The 14,499-nt window shown below is 60.6% G+C and carries 21 protein-coding genes, 1 tRNA gene and 1 pseudogene; 3 read left to right on the top strand and 20 right to left on the bottom strand.

Annotation, left to right across the window (positions count from 1 at the left end; all coding sequences use genetic code 11):
• Positions 1–1,120: 1,120 nt before the first annotated feature.
• The 3 genes from OLX23_RS19680 to OLX23_RS19690 all read right to left on the bottom strand — a co-directional run bounded on the left by OLX23_RS19680 (position 1,121) and on the right by OLX23_RS19690 (position 3,731).
• A complete protein-coding gene (locus OLX23_RS19680; protein WP_264446791.1) occupies positions 1,121–2,248 on the bottom strand; it encodes an AbiJ-NTD4 domain-containing protein in 1,128 nt (375 codons plus the stop codon).
• A 308-nt stretch (positions 2,249–2,556) separates the two neighbouring features.
• On the bottom strand, positions 2,557–3,414 hold the full coding sequence (locus tag OLX23_RS19685) for an ImmA/IrrE family metallo-endopeptidase (protein ID WP_264446793.1): 858 nt from the start codon (positions 3,412–3,414) through the stop codon (positions 2,557–2,559).
• Between the two features lie 2 nt (positions 3,415–3,416).
• Positions 3,417–3,731 (bottom strand): helix-turn-helix transcriptional regulator, encoded by a 315-nt coding sequence (locus tag OLX23_RS19690; protein WP_264446794.1) that lies wholly within the window; start codon positions 3,729–3,731, stop codon positions 3,417–3,419.
• A 111-nt stretch (positions 3,732–3,842) separates the two neighbouring features.
• Here OLX23_RS19690 and OLX23_RS19695 point away from each other — a divergent pair, with 111 nt between their 5' ends.
• The 3 genes from OLX23_RS19695 (at position 3,843) to OLX23_RS19705 (ending at position 6,695) form a co-directional block, all read left to right on the top strand.
• Positions 3,843–4,871 (top strand): CBASS cGAMP-activated phospholipase, encoded by a 1,029-nt coding sequence (locus tag OLX23_RS19695; protein WP_264446796.1) that lies wholly within the window; start codon positions 3,843–3,845, stop codon positions 4,869–4,871.
• 1 nt (position 4,872) lies between these two features.
• Complete coding sequence (locus tag OLX23_RS19700) at positions 4,873–6,024, top strand: nucleotidyltransferase (protein ID WP_264446798.1); 1,152 nt, start codon at positions 4,873–4,875, stop codon at positions 6,022–6,024.
• Between the two features lie 257 nt (positions 6,025–6,281).
• Positions 6,282–6,695: a hypothetical protein gene (locus tag OLX23_RS19705; protein WP_264446800.1), complete on the top strand. Its 414-nt coding sequence runs from the start codon at positions 6,282–6,284 to the stop codon at positions 6,693–6,695.
• Between the two features lie 104 nt (positions 6,696–6,799).
• Here the strand turns inward: OLX23_RS19705 and OLX23_RS19710 are convergent.
• The 17 genes and pseudogenes from OLX23_RS19710 to OLX23_RS19790 form a co-directional block, all read right to left on the bottom strand.
• Positions 6,800–6,875: transfer RNA gene (locus OLX23_RS19710), tRNA-Val, on the bottom strand.
• A 25-nt stretch (positions 6,876–6,900) separates the two neighbouring features.
• The gene (locus OLX23_RS19715; protein ID WP_264446801.1) at positions 6,901–7,959 is read right to left on the bottom strand and encodes an integrase; all 1,059 of its coding nucleotides are present in this window, start codon (positions 7,957–7,959) and stop codon (positions 6,901–6,903) included.
• A gap of 23 nt (positions 7,960–7,982) precedes the next feature.
• Entirely contained in the window at positions 7,983–8,267 is a 285-nt protein-coding gene (locus OLX23_RS19720; RefSeq protein ID WP_264446802.1) for a hypothetical protein, read from the bottom strand.
• 100 nt (positions 8,268–8,367) lie between these two features.
• Positions 8,368–8,679 (bottom strand): hypothetical protein, encoded by a 312-nt coding sequence (locus OLX23_RS19725; protein WP_264446804.1) that lies wholly within the window; start codon positions 8,677–8,679, stop codon positions 8,368–8,370.
• Positions 8,676–9,533 carry a Lar family restriction alleviation protein gene (locus OLX23_RS19730; protein ID WP_264446806.1) on the bottom strand — a complete coding sequence of 286 codons (858 nt, stop codon included), beginning with the start codon at positions 9,531–9,533 and terminating at the stop codon, positions 8,676–8,678. Before OLX23_RS19730 ends, OLX23_RS19725 begins: the two co-directional genes overlap by 4 nt.
• Entirely contained in the window at positions 9,530–9,781 is a 252-nt protein-coding gene (locus OLX23_RS19735) for a hypothetical protein (RefSeq protein WP_264446808.1), read from the bottom strand. Before OLX23_RS19735 ends, OLX23_RS19730 begins: the two co-directional genes overlap by 4 nt.
• 265 nt (positions 9,782–10,046) lie before the next feature.
• On the bottom strand, positions 10,047–10,265 hold the full coding sequence (locus OLX23_RS19740; RefSeq protein ID WP_264446809.1) for a hypothetical protein: 219 nt from the start codon (positions 10,263–10,265) through the stop codon (positions 10,047–10,049).
• Positions 10,266–10,406: 141 nt separating this feature from the next.
• Positions 10,407–11,012, bottom strand: coding sequence for a hypothetical protein (locus OLX23_RS19745; protein WP_264446811.1), 606 nt, complete (start codon positions 11,010–11,012; stop codon positions 10,407–10,409).
• 94 nt (positions 11,013–11,106) lie between these two features.
• Positions 11,107–11,544, bottom strand: a pseudogene (locus OLX23_RS25835) (DNA cytosine methyltransferase); the annotation flags it as partial.
• A gap of 130 nt (positions 11,545–11,674) precedes the next feature.
• Positions 11,675–12,025, bottom strand: coding sequence for a hypothetical protein (locus OLX23_RS19755; RefSeq protein ID WP_264446813.1), 351 nt, complete (start codon positions 12,023–12,025; stop codon positions 11,675–11,677).
• A 2-nt stretch (positions 12,026–12,027) separates the two neighbouring features.
• The gene (locus OLX23_RS19760; protein ID WP_264446814.1) at positions 12,028–12,396 is read right to left on the bottom strand and encodes a hypothetical protein; all 369 of its coding nucleotides are present in this window, start codon (positions 12,394–12,396) and stop codon (positions 12,028–12,030) included.
• A gap of 2 nt (positions 12,397–12,398) precedes the next feature.
• Positions 12,399–12,638, bottom strand: a complete 240-nt coding sequence (locus OLX23_RS19765; protein WP_264446816.1) for a hypothetical protein — start codon at positions 12,636–12,638, stop codon at positions 12,399–12,401.
• 140 nt (positions 12,639–12,778) lie between these two features.
• Positions 12,779–12,982, bottom strand: a complete 204-nt coding sequence (locus OLX23_RS19770; protein WP_264446818.1) for a hypothetical protein — start codon at positions 12,980–12,982, stop codon at positions 12,779–12,781.
• Entirely contained in the window at positions 12,979–13,380 is a 402-nt protein-coding gene (locus tag OLX23_RS19775) for a hypothetical protein (protein ID WP_264446820.1), read from the bottom strand. Before OLX23_RS19775 ends, OLX23_RS19770 begins: the two co-directional genes overlap by 4 nt.
• 4 nt (positions 13,381–13,384) lie before the next feature.
• A complete protein-coding gene (locus OLX23_RS19780; protein ID WP_264446822.1) occupies positions 13,385–13,759 on the bottom strand; it encodes a recombination protein NinB in 375 nt (124 codons plus the stop codon).
• Complete coding sequence (locus OLX23_RS19785; protein WP_264446823.1) at positions 13,749–14,132, bottom strand: hypothetical protein; 384 nt, start codon at positions 14,130–14,132, stop codon at positions 13,749–13,751. Before OLX23_RS19785 ends, OLX23_RS19780 begins: the two co-directional genes overlap by 11 nt.
• Positions 14,125–14,493 (bottom strand): DUF1364 domain-containing protein, encoded by a 369-nt coding sequence (locus OLX23_RS19790; RefSeq protein WP_264446825.1) that lies wholly within the window; start codon positions 14,491–14,493, stop codon positions 14,125–14,127. Before OLX23_RS19790 ends, OLX23_RS19785 begins: the two co-directional genes overlap by 8 nt.
• Between the last annotated feature and the right edge of the window lie 6 nt (positions 14,494–14,499).

The raw sequence follows: 14,499 nt of genomic DNA on the forward strand, positions 1-14,499 counted from the left end.
CGCCGCGAGCGCTCATACGAGGCTCGTTTGACTGCTCGATATCCACTCGCAAGGCCTCCGTCTGCCCCGCGAACTTCACCCCATCCGCCCACCGCACAAGGCCGGGTTCCGTCGGCGCTTACGCTGGATCTTCGGATCACCGATTTTTAAGCCGTTACCTCAGCACTTAATGAGTCCACTCGTGAGCACACGAAAAAGCCCCGCGGAGGAGGTCCGCGGGGCAGTTTATATCAGGGATAAAATAAAGGTATTTCGCCGGCGTGGATTGGATGACGGTCCAACAGGCGCCCGTGGCGATGGGCTAGAGCTATGCCTGTGCGGGAAGAGAGTCCATGGGCAGAGCCGCCCAGTCAGACCAATGCCTAGCGCAGGCGCGAGGCGGCATGCGACAATGGTGCCGCGGGCCGCCAGGGGCCGGTATCGCCGCGCTCGAGCGGCATCGCACATCTCTCGCAGTAGGCCTGGTAGCCACCATGCTTGCCATGCGCCACCGACACGGGGAGAGCGCATGCCGTCCGAAGAAGCAGAGGATCGACATTGTCCGAGCCTATCATGTCGCTGACGGTGCGTAATCCACTAGCTCCGGCCCGTCTGACGACAGATCATAATGAGACGTGCGCACCCGCGGGTCGCGGCGATTGGGGCAGGTTCAAGAAGTTGAAACGGCTACGTAATGTACGACGACCTTTGCCACCGCTCCCATCGGCTTGATCCATACTGGATCATACAGCGTCGCGATGTCGAAGCAATGTTCCCCCTATGCAGCTAGCTTTCCTCAGCGTGCATAAGTTCAAACGGACCATTTCGGGGTGCCGATGAGTACGAACCGTCAGCCGGACATTGATGAATGCGGCACGTTGCCTGCCGGTCAGCCCCGGTGTAAACTAACCAACTTCGGGGCGTGGGGTAGCCCCGGGCACGACTGCAGCGCAGGTCTGATGGGTGGCTGCGCTGTAGCCATGACGGCCGGTCGATCTCTCGCGAACGCCTCCCTGCACTAGGTCGTTTGGCGCCAGCTTTGCAGACGTTAGTCGAGCAAGTTCAATCCTCGGAGATCAGGATCGACGTCGGGCCGATAGTTCGAGATCGCTGAAGGCAGGGTCAGGGGCAACGAGCGACCTTAAATGCGCTCAATGAGAGATTTGCTCCAAACCAGCGCGGAATCGATCGCCCAGTCCGCTTGCTGCGGTGACAACCTCGGGAGCTCATGTTCGCCAGGCCCATGCCCGAAAGGATTGCGAATGTTCCGAAACATGCCTTTGAGCATGTCACCTTCCCAAGCCGCAATGAACCGTCCGCTGCGCTCGCTGATCAAGTTGTCGATATAGTGGGATGCACCTTTCTCGTTCCCAGTGTTGGCTTTCAGGTGTCCGCTGATGATCTTGATAACCGATTCCAGCGCCGACACTGCATGGAACGGCGCTGTGCGGTCGTCCGCGTCCCGGCGGTCAAATGCCTCTTTCATCTGCTCGTCAACGCTTCTCCACATCGAATGAGACACGAGCTCCCAGAAATACTCGTAAACTTCTTCCTCCACGAGCTCATCGCCTCGCAGCTGAAACAGGCCGTTGTGAAAATGTAGCGGCAAGCCGGCAATCCCAAGGCGTTCGTTTAGCTCTTCGCTAGCGACAGCAAACCTCTCGTTGAGAGCCTTGTTCTCATCCTTCACGCGATCACGATGGTATGTTGTCAGCTTTGCCGTCGCTCGCTCGATCTGTGCCCCCCAGTCCTGTCGAGAACGGGTGGGGGACCCACCTCGCGAAACGGGCGGCACAGGAGCTCTACTGACGTATGGCGACCCACGAGTCTCGTCCTTTTCGAGAGCTTTCGCGATTTCAACGTCTAGCGCAGCGTTCCGTTGCTGAACGTAATCGTAGCCGTACTTGAATGCCTGCTCTATGACACTGATGCGATCGTTCAAGAAGTCCTCGAGTGAATCTCCACCCTGCGGGACCTGAAGCATATAGGCTCGAATGATTTGAGGATAGCTGTAACGGTAGGTACGCAGGTTATTAACATATGTCGGTGCCGATAGATGTTCGACACCAATTTCAATTGCCACTTTATCATGAATTGACCGATAAATACGATCAGTATCCTCGTCAACCTTCTCGTAGTTCTTACCGGACCAGAGGATTTCCCGCATCATGGCAACGGACTGGACCATCAGGGCCGTCTCGCGCTTGCCCCAAGTATCGAGAAGTTGCACGCCCTCATAGCGACGACTAAAAATATCCGTAATTGCCATACACACTCGTCGTCAGAATTTAGAATGCGGGTGCTGTCTAGAGGGCCAGGGTATGGCTCTATCCTCAAAACTGCGCGGTCAATCAGCATATTCGATGAGGCGATGCCTGAGCAACCTCCGTTCATCAAGTTCGCGTGCTCAATGGGTTCGACTAGCCGCCAATCCCCTTCCAATGCTAGCCATCTACGAATGAGCGATCCTCTTGAAGAGACCGAAGCGCCGCCAGCTTGCACTGTGGACCAATTAGATTTTGATAACCCATCGGCACTGGTCAGGAGCTCAAACGTGGCCCCCTACGACCGCCGCCATTAGTATCGAAACCTTGGCTTATAACGCTCTTCAAGCGAAACTTCTTCGTCGATCTGATCCTCCTCAACCTCGTCAACGAGCAGAAGGACAGTTTGAAACCCGTCCGCCTGATCAAGGCGCTGCATTCGCACGGAGGGCAGTCGCCCTTGACGCTCGGTTCGCAGCCAGTCTGTCGCATCTGTCTCCGACCATGCCATCTCAAAGTTTGCCCCGACCAAACAGTCTGAGGGCGCTGGATCGCCAGGGCGGATCGACAGTGACGGAAACGATCGCGAGGGGCGCGAATAGCGGACCTTGCCGTTGCGCAGAAAAACGAAGGCGCACGATTCGCATGACAGCTCGATATAGCGATTGGCCGCAGCTTCGATGCTGACCAAGTACGTCGAAGCGATGGCGCGAAGGTGACGAATATCCGGTGAACCAAGTTCGTCCATTTGCGCAACGAACCAAGGCTTGGGCATTAATAGACCCGCCGCGAAGCGATTGGCCTGAGCTTCCTCTTTCTGGTGCCAGGTTTCGCGCCGGTTCTCTAGCATATCTCGGGACGTGCAGCGTTTGTCGCCTCGGTGTGCACCAATCAGATAGTGACCCAACTCGTGTCCGACAGTGAACCGTCGCCGAGGTACCGACAGGCCTGCCGCTGACAAGATGACACCTTTGGTCTTATCGATGTCGGTCATGAGGGCGCCCACGAACCCCTCGACTTCGAGGTCACGGTATTCGAGGATTCCCACTGTTAGGCCAAATGCCTCGATATCGACAGGCGGACGCCACGCAGGGTGATGATCGAGGATGACGCTGAGAAGGCGCTCAGGGGAACCGCAATCCGCGAGCTCCATCAGCAGTTCCTCGTTCACCGTCATTTCTGCTTGAGCCTTTCAGCGAGTGACCGGAGCACTTCCCAGTCGCCTTCTGAGATGTCCCCGCCGAACTCGCGGAAGAACTGCAATGCGGCGGGATCCTCGACCTCCTCGTCGCCGATTAAGAACGCGATCGTCACCGAAAAATGATCCGCAAGTTTACGCACGAGTTCGATCCCCGGATTGCGACTTCTACCGGTTTCGAGTTCCCATATGTGCGCCTTTGACACGCCGACCGCGTCTGCGACCTGCTGCAAGGACTGCCTACTCCTGGCGCGAAGGTCCTTGAGCGTGCTGGCAATTGACAACGTCATTTCTCCCCGACGCCAATCGGCGCCGTCTGCTTGATCTTACGACACGTGCGCCAGAATTTACAAGTGCGCCGTCGTATGGTATATCTTACGAAATTGAAGAAAGGGTATGCTATGGCGTCCGATTCTGCGGACGATACAACGAAGAGACACCTTCCTCGCCGCATCCTGGCGATCGATGGAGGTGGGCTGAAAGGTGCGATGCCGGCGGCATTTTTGGCGGAACTTGAACGACTGACCGGAAAGCGCGTCGTCGACCAGTTCGACCTCATTGCGGGGACTTCCACGGGCGGCATAATCGCCTTGGGGCTGGGGCTCGGCATTTCCGCCGAGGATATCTGTCGGTTTTATGTGGATCGGGGACCCGCGATCTTCGACCAAGCTCCGTTAGGAGGGAGGTTCACCGCTGCCAAACACGCTTGGCGAAAGCTCGCCCGTACGCTGAAGCACATCGGAACCGCTAAATACGGTTCTGACGAATTGCGCAGCGCGCTGGAGGACGTTTTCGGAGACAGCTCGATTGGCGATAGCATTACGCGGCTGGTGATTCCGGCATTTGATTCTGCGCATGGCGGACCTTACGTGTTCAAGACCGCCCACCACCCACGCTTCAAAGTAGATTACGAGCGCAGGGCGGTCGATGCGGCACTGGCGACAGCAGCTGCACCCTCCTTCTTGCCAGCGCACAGCTTCGACGGCGCCTCGCACCTGCTGGATGGTGGGATCTGGGCGAATAATCCGATGGGCTCGGCCGCAATTGAAGCGGCCTCTACCCTCAAGTGGGACATGGGAGAGACCCGCATGCTCTCGCTTGGCTGCACCGATACCGTTCATCCAGTGAAAGACATGGTCGGGCTGAAGGACGTCAAGTGGTTACTGGAACTAATGTTCCAGGGGCAGGATCGCTTCAGTCAGGCGACAGCCAAGCTGCTGTTGGGCCACCCGCACACCAATCCGCACCTTCGACGCATAAACGCGATGGTCGACCCAGGTTTTGTCGCGCTCGACGACGCATCGAAGATTGAGACGCTGGTCAGGATGGGGCGCGCGAGCGCGCGTAACCACCTGCCCGACATGGAAAGCTGTTTCTTCATCGGTACTCGGGAGCCGTTCGTCCCGTTCCACCCTGCAAGGGAGTCTTGAGATGCTGCATTCCCGCCCCGTCAATCGCTTCTACGATGATTTGCTTGCGGATGTTGCCCGCAAGATCCAGCTTTCGCCAACGGCCTACGATGAAGCGGTGGATCACTTCGGCGCGGTGAGTCGCTACCTCGATGACGAGGCGAGCGGACTTTCGGGCTACGATCCGGTGATTTATCCGCAGGGATCCTTTCGCATGGGATCGACGATCTCCGCTTATGACGATCGCGAAGATTATGACATCGACCTTCTTCTAGAGATGGCGCTGCATCCTGATTCCGACCCTGAGCAGGTGCTGCGGCTCGTGGCGCGTTCCCTCGAAGCCGGTAAAGGCCGGCTGAAGTTCACGACATGCGAGTTGAAGAAGCGCTGCGTCACACTCGGCTATTCCAACATGCATTTGGACGTAACCCCCGCGGTCCTTATGCCCGGTCGCGATGCTAGGGTTGTTACTATTTTCGATAGGCACCCCGATCGGCCTAACCACGCATTGGCGAACCCGGAAGGTTTTGCAAATTGGTTCGATGCTGCGGTGCGGCCGCGCAGCGTCATCGCTAAACGCTCCGTCCGTGCACAGATCGTGCCCGTTCCTGAGCAAACTCCGGCCGACGCCAAGCCCGATCGTCTTCTCGCCGTGCAACTGCTGAAGCGTTATCGAGACCTTCGCTGCGACGCTGGGCGCTATGACCGCTGTCCATCTGTTCTCCTTTCGCGCATCGCGGCGGAGGCCCCCCAGGGCTCGGGTTTGGTCTCTGACTTCCGGCTCGCATCGATCCACGTCGCGCAGAGTGTCTCGGCAAATCCGCTACACGTCGTCAACCCAGCATGCCCCGAAGACGTTCTCTCCGACCGATGGCCGAAGCACACCGATGCGAACTACCGTTTTGCGCGAGACCTGATGCAGCTTGTTGTGCATCTCGATGAGCTTGTCCGGGAGGATGGCACACAGACCCGCAAGGCGGAGATCCTACGAACCCTTTTTGGCGAGAACGCCGCAATGGATGGTTACCGCCGCGCGACTGAGCGGGCTGCAGAGCAGAGCCGTGCTGGCCGCTTCGCAGCAGCGGGGTCGGGCGCGGTCAGCTTCTCCGGTTCGACGTCCTCACGCAGCGTCGCCGCTCCGCCACATCGTTTCTACTGCGGCCCGGCGCGATGATCCCCCTGGTCGACCGCGCGATGCCTCTACCTCTCTTCTGGGACGAGCCTGCGTTCTCGCCCGGATCAAGCCATTGGCAGGATCGCTTTGGGCGGCGTCTTGGTTGGAGGCAGGAGGACGCCATGCGACGCCTTTTCCCAGCCCTTCGGCCAGTCATTAGTTTACCGTGGATCACAATCTGGGAAGGTGAGCTTTGTCCTCTCTCAAGTTCATATCGAGTTCGAATTACCGATTGCCGCGGGTGCAGAGACGAGCAATTGACCTTCATGGCACGTTGGCCAGTCGCACGGGTGTTATCTCCGCTTTCGCCGCGTGAGGATAAAGCCATCCCACATCTTTATGGACTGTATGACGATCCTCGCGGCGCGGAACTCTGCCTTTATTATCCAGATGGCGCTGAGTGGTCCGAAGGTATGCTCCTTGCGGAAACGATCGTGCCTTGGACCGCGGAATGGCTGTTTTACTACGAGATGTGGCAGGTCACCGGCACCTGGGGTGGTCCAGAGGCTCCGCACGCGGAAATGCCCCGACGGGAAGAACAAGTCGACGTAGCCGCCAAGCGCGTGCCATCGACACCGACGCGCACCGTCCACGCCCCCTTACTGCGGTCGTTGAATTATCTTATGGCGCGGCCGTCCGAACGGGCGTTGCCCGAAACACTCGCGGCTTAGCGCAAGGCCACTCCGTCGCTCATCGAACTGATTTCCGCGAGGCATTGTTAGGCCCGCATTGAGGCGGTTTTATCTAGCCTCAACAGTTCTTTCGGAGCGGTGATTGGTGGGCGCTGACGGGCTCGAACCGCCGACCCTCTCGGTGTAAACGAGATGCTCTACCAACTGAGCTAAGCGCCCCACCTGCCATGAAAGCCCGTGAATACTATGCTTTTACCCCCGCCTTTGCAAGCGTAATCGGCTTGCCTCTGACAGGAATGGTCCGCAAGTGGTCCGCGCGCCAGGTGGTCGCTTCACGCTCTACGGATTGAAACAGCTTCGTCAACGCCCTGACTGCCTTGGGGCAATTATACGGATCGAAGTGCAGGTAATTCTTGGCCGTGGTCTTGGCGACGCCGCGGTGCCGGGGGATGTGGCCGACGATCCCTGACATCTGCGCGCCGGGTACGCCCTGCTCGTCCATGAAGGTCGATACGGTGTGCCGGAAGCCATATGCCAGGGCCTCATCCGGCAGCCCGAGCACGCGGCTCATAGTCTTCCACCAGCGCTTGCGGCTCTTGACCGGGGGGTGCGGGTTGGCTTTCCACGCCTCCAGTATCTCGGCCAGCGGCTTGATGACGGGCACGACCGGGTTCTGCTTGTCGGTCCACGCCACGCCGGGGCGCTGCAAGTCGAGCACGGGACCATGCCATTGCGTCGCCGGATCGAACGCCAAGGCCACGCCAGGGCGGCAGCCGGTGGCCAGCATCATGGCAAGCCAACGATAGGCCTCGATGTCGTCCTGAGCATAGCCGAAGATCGACCCAAGCTGCTTGGGCGTATAGATGAAGTCGCGCGGGCCCGACCGAAGGTTGCGGCTTACCGATGCGATCTTAGGAGCGGTGATCCTGCCTTCGGCCTCCGCGTGATGCAGGGCCGCCCGCAAGTCCTCGATATTGCGCTGGACCGTCTCGCCAGTCACGCCGGCCGAGGTGTTGGAGAACACCTTGCCGTTCCATGGTACTGCATAGCTATGCGGACCCATGCGCCAGCGCCGGAAGCGCGCGACCATGCTCTTGGTCACGTCGGCCACCTTGGCGCCCGTGGTGAGCTCGTCCTGTTGGAGGAAGCCGATCCACGCGCGGAAGCTGCTCTTGACGGTATCGAGGCGCTTCACGTCCGGACCGTGCTCGGTGAGATAGTGGAACAGGTGCGGCACTAGATCAGCCTGGCTGGCGGGCTGGTCCTTGCTCTTGGACCGCTGCTCAGCTTCATAGGCGCGCAAGACCTCTTGGGCCTTTTCATGGTCTAGTGTCCGGCACTTAGTGCTTCGATAGACAACGGACCGCGACTTGTCGGAGTAGGATGCAATCTGCCAGATGTCCGGCGACTTCCCGTCTCGGCGCTTGGCGAGCCAATAATCTCCGACGCGGAACTCGGGTTCTCGGGGCATAGTTCGTCGGCTTCCTTGGTGGCCAGCATCTTGAGTACGCCGAAGCCGGCCAGCTCCTGCATCTGTTCGAGCGTGAATGTCGCGCCTGTGCCGTTGCGTAAAGCGCGGCGGAATTTCGAGGCGATCGTCTGCGCCGTCACCGCACGCTCCCCGCGATAGCGATCGAAGCCCGTAGGTCGGAGACCGACAGGGCTCCGTTCACGAGAGCGCGGGCCGCAGGCATCGTCCTGAGTGGGTAGGTCATCCCCTCCCCCTATCGGAGAGGGCTTGGCGGGCGCGCAAAATGTCGTCGTCGTGCTGGCGCTTGCGTTCACCGATCATCTCGATGCGTCGCTCAGGCGTGGCATTCGCCCACACTGGCGGCGTCGGGTCGGAAAGTTCTTCCTCGATCGTGCGGCGTTCAGCAAAAGGCTTCAACGCCTCCCTCAGAGCTTCCACCTCTGCGGCCATTCGCTCTAGGGCGTTGGCTGCTTCGTCCGCGATGGACAGGTCATCGTGCTCGTGTCGAGACATTGACCGCAACCGCTCAACGAGGGCCTGGGTGTCGCTCACGACCTTTCTCCCCGCTCTTCGGCCAGAAGAGGTAGGGCTGCGTCTAGGGCGGCTTGGGCGAGGCCGAGGCAGTCCTCTTTGTTCGCGAGGTACGTCATCACGTCACGCTTGCAGCAATGCTCGTGGATCGCCCGGGCCATTCGCTCCACAACAGCCTCCCTGTCCAGCGGGGGTGCTGGGGGATGGGCGTCGAACTGCGCCGCATAGAAGTCATGGGCGCGGCCAAGCTCAGCGCGAATGTAATCCTGCCACCAGTTCACATCACCACCACCGTAGTCGTTCAGCAGCCCAGCGTCGTAAGCATCCAGCGCAACCGGCTCGGCCTGTGCAGGGGTAAGGGCGGCAAGGACGATGCGGGCGTTTTCGAGCCGTTCCGCAAACGTGTTGCCGGGAAACTCGCTGACTGAAATGCGGCTCGCAATATCGTATGCCTCCCCCTCCTGCCCGAAGCGCTGGGGCTCGGTAAGGGGTTGGGCATTGAATGCAGCGTCCATGGCGTCAGCGGCGGCGCGCGCTTCCTGCGCCCCGTCGTAGTGCAAGGCGTCTAAGCCCTCCCGCAGTTCAAGGGCGCATTCCACATCGCTGATCACGCCGGTTATCGCGTGTCTCAAGCGTAGCCATGTTTCCCGCAGCCCCTCAGACGCGGACTGGCTGTGGGCGAGGCGGGTATTCCATGCGGCGATGGCCTCGGTCGCGTCTATGTAGAGCGCGCCGTAGGTTTCCGCCCAGCACTCGTCGGTCTGGCATCTGACGTACCATGCTGTCTGATAGCCGCCCAACTCAGCCTCACCGCCGCAAAACGGACACGGCAGTAGCGTCGCCTGGATCACGGCCTGTTCGGGGGTCTTGGTCATGACAGGTGCTCCATGTTCGACAGGGCGTCGTGGCATACCGAACAAGGCTCGCGGCACTCATCCAGCTTGGCTAGCGCCCGCTCCGTCACTTCGAGGATGGCGGCGAGGGCTGCAACGCGAAGGCCATCGGTCAGCACACGCTCAACGGTGCCGCTGTAGGCCTTGCCGAACAGGCATTCGAGGACTGCCGGAGCTTCTCGTTCTGCGACAGACCGCGCCAGCTTGAGCGCCGCTTCGTTGGTGGTCATGGGGTGGGCTCCTTTAGGTGGGCGGCAACTTGGCGGCCTAGGTCGGTGAGGCGGTAGGCCCGGCGCTTGTTCCGGCTGACCGGGATAAGTGTCGTTTCGGCTATCGCACCGCGCCCAAGCCCAATCTTCGCATGGTGAAGTGCCCATGCTCCGTTTGCATCGAACGTGGCTTTGCCTGGGAAATCCCACTCGCAACGCATTGCGACGCAGGCTCGTGAGGCACCTGCCGTCAGCCCCGCCGCGATCTTCGCGATGTCAGGCTCTGTCATTGGGCAACCCTTCCATCGAGCCACTTGCGCAGCCGGAGATACGTCTCGATCGAGGGTGGAAGCGCCTTTTTGGCAGCACGGTGGATGCTGGCCTGATCGCTGCCAATCAACGAGGCGAGTTGCCGATAGCTGATGTTCTCACTGGCCATCGCCAACCGGACCTCCAGCGCGAAAGCTTCGGCGTCGAACAAAGGCTCTGAGGGGGTGTTGTCCATTAGTAGGGGTCCTGGGATAGAGGGTGGGCGATGCCGTTCCGGCCCGGGCCGTCGTGAACGGAGCCTGCAAGCAGTCTCCGCCCTGCCGGGCTTCCGTCCCTATCGCGGGTCATGCGGCGAGCCTTTCGTCGAGCTCGGCCATCACCGCTTCGATGAACGCCGTCGCGACTTCGGCATTGATTGCATTGCCGCTGATACGAAGTCCGCCCACACGCGCGGGATGCCCTGGAGCCAGAGGGAATGTTCCAGCGTCAACGGGCCGCCAGCGTGGGCCTCGTGGATCCCGGCAAAGAAGCCAGTCTGCATCTCGCCAGAATCCGTTAACTGGCCGCGGATCGCTGTCACCATTTGCACCGCCGTGCGGAGGTCCATCCCGCCCGTCCCGTGCAAGCCCGCTCCATTCGTGTCGCTCGCTCGTGGCGTCGGCCAACCCGATAGTTGCGTCGCTATCGCTAGTGTCAGTCCCGCTCCATTGCCGTTGCCGTGCCTCTCCTTCATCCGATCCAGGCGCGCGAAGTGCTTCTCCACGTCTGCTCCGTCGTTCATCAGTGAGGCATCGGGCGTCGGCCACCCCGCCAATTGCGCCTGCGTGCCCAGGGGCAAAGCTGGACCACGGAATATGCCGGTCGTCTCGGTCAGCCGCCGCTTCCTCGCGATCACCGTCTCGGCGGACTGGTCCGGCTCCATGGCGCACAGGGTTGCCCAACCGGTCAGGGCCGCAATGTTGGGCAGTTCGGTCTTGCCCACCCCCGCCGATCCCCGCGCGTCGGCCGCCAACGGCGTGGGCCAACCAGAAAGACCGGTGACGAGGGTTCGGCGCACCGAAGCCCGCAGACGCAAGCGGGACACACCCGAAGGCGTAACCCATGGCTTCCAAGTCAGCTTGTACAAGGTCGACCCAAGGGTCTGCACCCTTGTCTGCAACCTGCTCGCCAGCGACGCACTCAGGCGCGCACTGCTCGATGAGCCATTGCGCAGCGGGCCAAAGGTGCCGCTCGTCATCAAACCCGCCTCCCTTGCCTGCCGCGCTGAAAGGCTGGCATGGGCAGGAACAGGTCCAGAGCGGGCGATCGTCAGGCCATCCGGCTCGTCGTGCGGCGTAAGACCAGATTCCACCTCCAGCGAAGAGATGGACCTGAGAATACCCGGCAAGGTCATTTGGTGTAATGTCACGGATATCCCTTTCGTCCACGACGCCAGGCGCGATCACGCCGGCCTTGATGGCCTCGCGTATCGTCTGCGCCGCAAGCGGATCGATCTCATTGTAGAAGGCCGTCACGCTGCACCCGCGAAAGCGATTGAAGCCGAATGGTCGAGACCCACAGGGGCTCGATCGCGAAGCGACGAAAGCGCGGTGCCGTAGGCATTCGCCCGCGCTCTCGGACTCCCCTGATCCTGTAGAGAGAGGGTCATAGCGAGCCTCTGGTGGCTTTGAGGATTGCGGCGCGGGCTGCCTCTAGGTCGCTAACTGCGCATTCACGCTGGTCCCCGTCCCACTGAAAGGCCGCACATTCCAGGCAGGCACTCAGCCAGTCCACGACAATGCCAAGCTGCTTGAGCATGTCGGGGGCGGCGGCTATCAGGTGGGCGTCAGCCTTGCTCTGCTCATAGTCGCGGGAAAGTGCGGCAAGGTGGCACGTGGCAACCAGTCCGTCTTTGGTGACGATGGCGGCGAAGTGGTCCCAGCCATAGCTTGGCTCGGCAACCTCCCAAGGCCCCGGCGTAAACGCCCCCTGCCCCTTCTGTCCTTCCTGTTCCATGGTTAGGACTCCGCTTTGGCGATGGCGGCGCGGAACTTAGCAATGCGAGGTCCGATGTCGTCCCATTCAGGGCTGCCACTAGCATTGCTCTCGACCCGACCGAGTATGTCGACAACCCCGCTCATGGCGTCGATCAACTCATCATAGCAAAGCACATGCTCAGCGAGCTTGGTGATGACCTCGCGTCCGTCCTGTTCGATGTGTCGGGCGATATCGCAGGACTGCTGGCACCAACCTGCGCCGGGCCAGTCCTTGGCGATGTCGTGGATGTTGGCGAAGAACAGCGCCTGACGGTCGCCAGTTAGTTCGCAGAACAGCTCGGCCAGCTCGTCGGGGCCGAGCTTTATCTCGATGGTGCGGGTGACGGCCATGGTTAGGACTCCGAGACTGTGGGGGTGCGGGCCGCCTCATCGGCTGCAAGGATGGCCTTGGCGAGCGAAACCCAATCTTCCCACGGACCCTCGGCGTTCTGGTTGTCGTTGCGCGGCGACCAAGAAATGAACCAACCATCTAGCCAAGCGCTCTTCTCGACACCGCACCTTCGGCCGCCGGCGATCCGCTCGGGCAGCGCAGCGTGGTTGATCTCCACCCCACTCTTCTCTTCCTGTACCATACTCTACAATTCCTCTGTCTAAGGGGGTCAGGTGGGACTGATTGAATTTGGGCGATGCCTTTCGGCCCGAGTTTGGCGGTGCTGAGGCACCCGAGCCGCCTTCGCGTCTCGGCGCTGACGCGCGCCATCTCTATCGCGGCTCACTGCATCGTTCCTTCTGGCCAGATCTGCACATCATCGATCGTGGTGATACGAACCGTGCCGGGGTTCAGAGAGGCATGCAGAGCCCAATCCTCACAGGCGGTGCCGATGACCGGGTAGAAGCCGTCTTCTCGGTGAAAGACGACCATGCGGTTGTAGGCGCAATGGGGTTGCGCCCCGCAGTTGCAGCCCCGTTCGCTCATGCTGCTTTCCTGCTAAGCTGACCCTCAAGCTCGGCCACGCGGGCGCGAAGTTCCTTGAGCTGAGCGTTCTTCTTTTCGAGCACGCGGTTGGCGTCGGTGAGGTGCTGCTTCATGCGCCTGAACTTGCTGCTCATCGCATTGTCGGGCACTTCCTCGCCAAGCTCTGCGAGACGCTTGGTGATCCAGTTACAGGCGATCCGGGTATATCCCAGCTTGCGCGCCATTCCTGTCGTGCCCTGAGCGTCCACCAGTTTCAGGCTGCCGATCATGGTGGCGAGTTCATTCTCGACCTGGCGCAGGTCGGCGTACCATTCAGCTAGCAGCGCGGTGTCGGTTTCCTCCGCGACCAGTTCGCGAGTGATCTCCTCATCTTCGATCTGCTCGTAATATACGTTCATAGCTTTAGTCCTTGAACTGGATGCCGTTGCGAGCGGCGTATTCATGGATGGTCTCGATCAAGGCGCTCATCTGCTCCTTGGAAAGCTTCGAGGTGCGGAAGCCGACCGGGACCATGCCCTTGCCATCGAGAGCCATTTCAAAGCGCTGGGAGTGATCCAGGGCGTGCAGGAAGAGGCTCTTCCATACGTCGGGGGTCAGCTCCCGGCCTTCGGGCTTGGCGGCGCTGATCTGGCTGAGAAGCGACCACATGAGCGCGTTCTGGTCGAGCGTGCGGCGCGGGGCTGCGATCTTCATCACGCTACCTGCGGGAGCGGCATCGACCATGCGGTGCGCAAACTCGCGGTGCGTGCGGAGGATGGCGGTATGCTCAGCTGGCATGGCAGTCCACCGGCTGTTCGGTGAGCATGGCGGTCATGCACTCGCGGAGCATTTCTGCCAGTTCGGCTGCGCTCATCTTGCGATTGCGCGACATTCCCCGGCCATTGTATTTGTACCAAGAGACGATGAAATCTCGCCACTTGAAGTTGAACGGCTGTTCGTCGTCCCCCCAGTCGTATGCGTGCGCTTCGAAGCATGACCAGCGATACCGGGCGCCTGAGTTGCCCCACGGATTGTACAGCTTCGGATGCAGAGCGCCGAACACATTCTGAAGCGCGTCCATTGCGGCCTCCAGTTCAGTCGGGACCGACAGGGATTGCCCTGGTTGGCCGAATAGCATCTGGCCAAGTTCTGGTTCATAGTTGTCAGACATTGACCAGCCTTTCCGCTTTCACGCGCTTGATCTCGGCTGCCTTGGGAGAGGCCTTGCAAAGCTCATCGAGCAACTGATCTACCGACTGGCCCGATGCCGCCTTGTAAGCGCTCCAGAACGTCTCCTCGCCTTGCGAGTGCTGCGAGGAGTGATGGAACTTGCAGAGCGGTGCCGCCCGAAAATCATCCGGCTTCTGGCCCATGCCTGCCCCGGAACCGAGGCGAACGTGAGCCGCCTCGATAGGCATTCCCTGACAACCGGGGACGGCGCAGTGGAAAGAGCGGACGAAACCAAGGTGGGCTTGCGAGCGCCACCGGGTATCGCGCTTGGCTTTCTTCGGGAGGCGATTGGGGAGAGCCATGACGCT

The organism is Novosphingobium sp. JCM 18896, assembly GCF_025938095.1.
In the GTDB taxonomy this organism is placed as follows: domain Bacteria; phylum Pseudomonadota; class Alphaproteobacteria; order Sphingomonadales; family Sphingomonadaceae; genus Novosphingobium.

What these genes read in the sequence shown, in the direction of transcription:
- OLX23_RS19680 (WP_264446791.1), bottom strand. Translation starts at nt 2,248, where the DNA reads ATGGCAATTACGGATATTTTTAGTCGTCGCTATGAGGGCGTGCAACTT.
- OLX23_RS19690 (WP_264446794.1), bottom strand. Translation starts at nt 3,731, where the DNA reads ATGACGTTGTCAATTGCCAGCACGCTCAAGGACCTTCGCGCCAGGAGT.
- OLX23_RS19695 (WP_264446796.1), top strand. Translation starts at nt 3,843, where the DNA reads ATGGCGTCCGATTCTGCGGACGATACAACGAAGAGACACCTTCCTCGC.
- OLX23_RS19700 (WP_264446798.1), top strand. Translation starts at nt 4,873, where the DNA reads ATGCTGCATTCCCGCCCCGTCAATCGCTTCTACGATGATTTGCTTGCG.
- OLX23_RS19730 (WP_264446806.1), bottom strand. Translation starts at nt 9,533, where the DNA reads ATGACCAAGACCCCCGAACAGGCCGTGATCCAGGCGACGCTACTGCCG.
- OLX23_RS19735 (WP_264446808.1), bottom strand. Translation starts at nt 9,781, where the DNA reads ATGACCACCAACGAAGCGGCGCTCAAGCTGGCGCGGTCTGTCGCAGAA.
- OLX23_RS19740 (WP_264446809.1), bottom strand. Translation starts at nt 10,265, where the DNA reads ATGGACAACACCCCCTCAGAGCCTTTGTTCGACGCCGAAGCTTTCGCG.
- OLX23_RS19755 (WP_264446813.1), bottom strand. Translation starts at nt 12,025, where the DNA reads ATGGAACAGGAAGGACAGAAGGGGCAGGGGGCGTTTACGCCGGGGCCT.
- OLX23_RS19760 (WP_264446814.1), bottom strand. Translation starts at nt 12,396, where the DNA reads ATGGCCGTCACCCGCACCATCGAGATAAAGCTCGGCCCCGACGAGCTG.
- OLX23_RS19765 (WP_264446816.1), bottom strand. Translation starts at nt 12,638, where the DNA reads ATGGTACAGGAAGAGAAGAGTGGGGTGGAGATCAACCACGCTGCGCTG.
- OLX23_RS19770 (WP_264446818.1), bottom strand. Translation starts at nt 12,982, where the DNA reads ATGAGCGAACGGGGCTGCAACTGCGGGGCGCAACCCCATTGCGCCTAC.
- OLX23_RS19775 (WP_264446820.1), bottom strand. Translation starts at nt 13,380, where the DNA reads ATGAACGTATATTACGAGCAGATCGAAGATGAGGAGATCACTCGCGAA.
- OLX23_RS19780 (WP_264446822.1), bottom strand. Translation starts at nt 13,759, where the DNA reads ATGCCAGCTGAGCATACCGCCATCCTCCGCACGCACCGCGAGTTTGCG.
- OLX23_RS19785 (WP_264446823.1), bottom strand. Translation starts at nt 14,132, where the DNA reads ATGTCTGACAACTATGAACCAGAACTTGGCCAGATGCTATTCGGCCAA.
- OLX23_RS19790 (WP_264446825.1), bottom strand. Translation starts at nt 14,493, where the DNA reads ATGGCTCTCCCCAATCGCCTCCCGAAGAAAGCCAAGCGCGATACCCGG.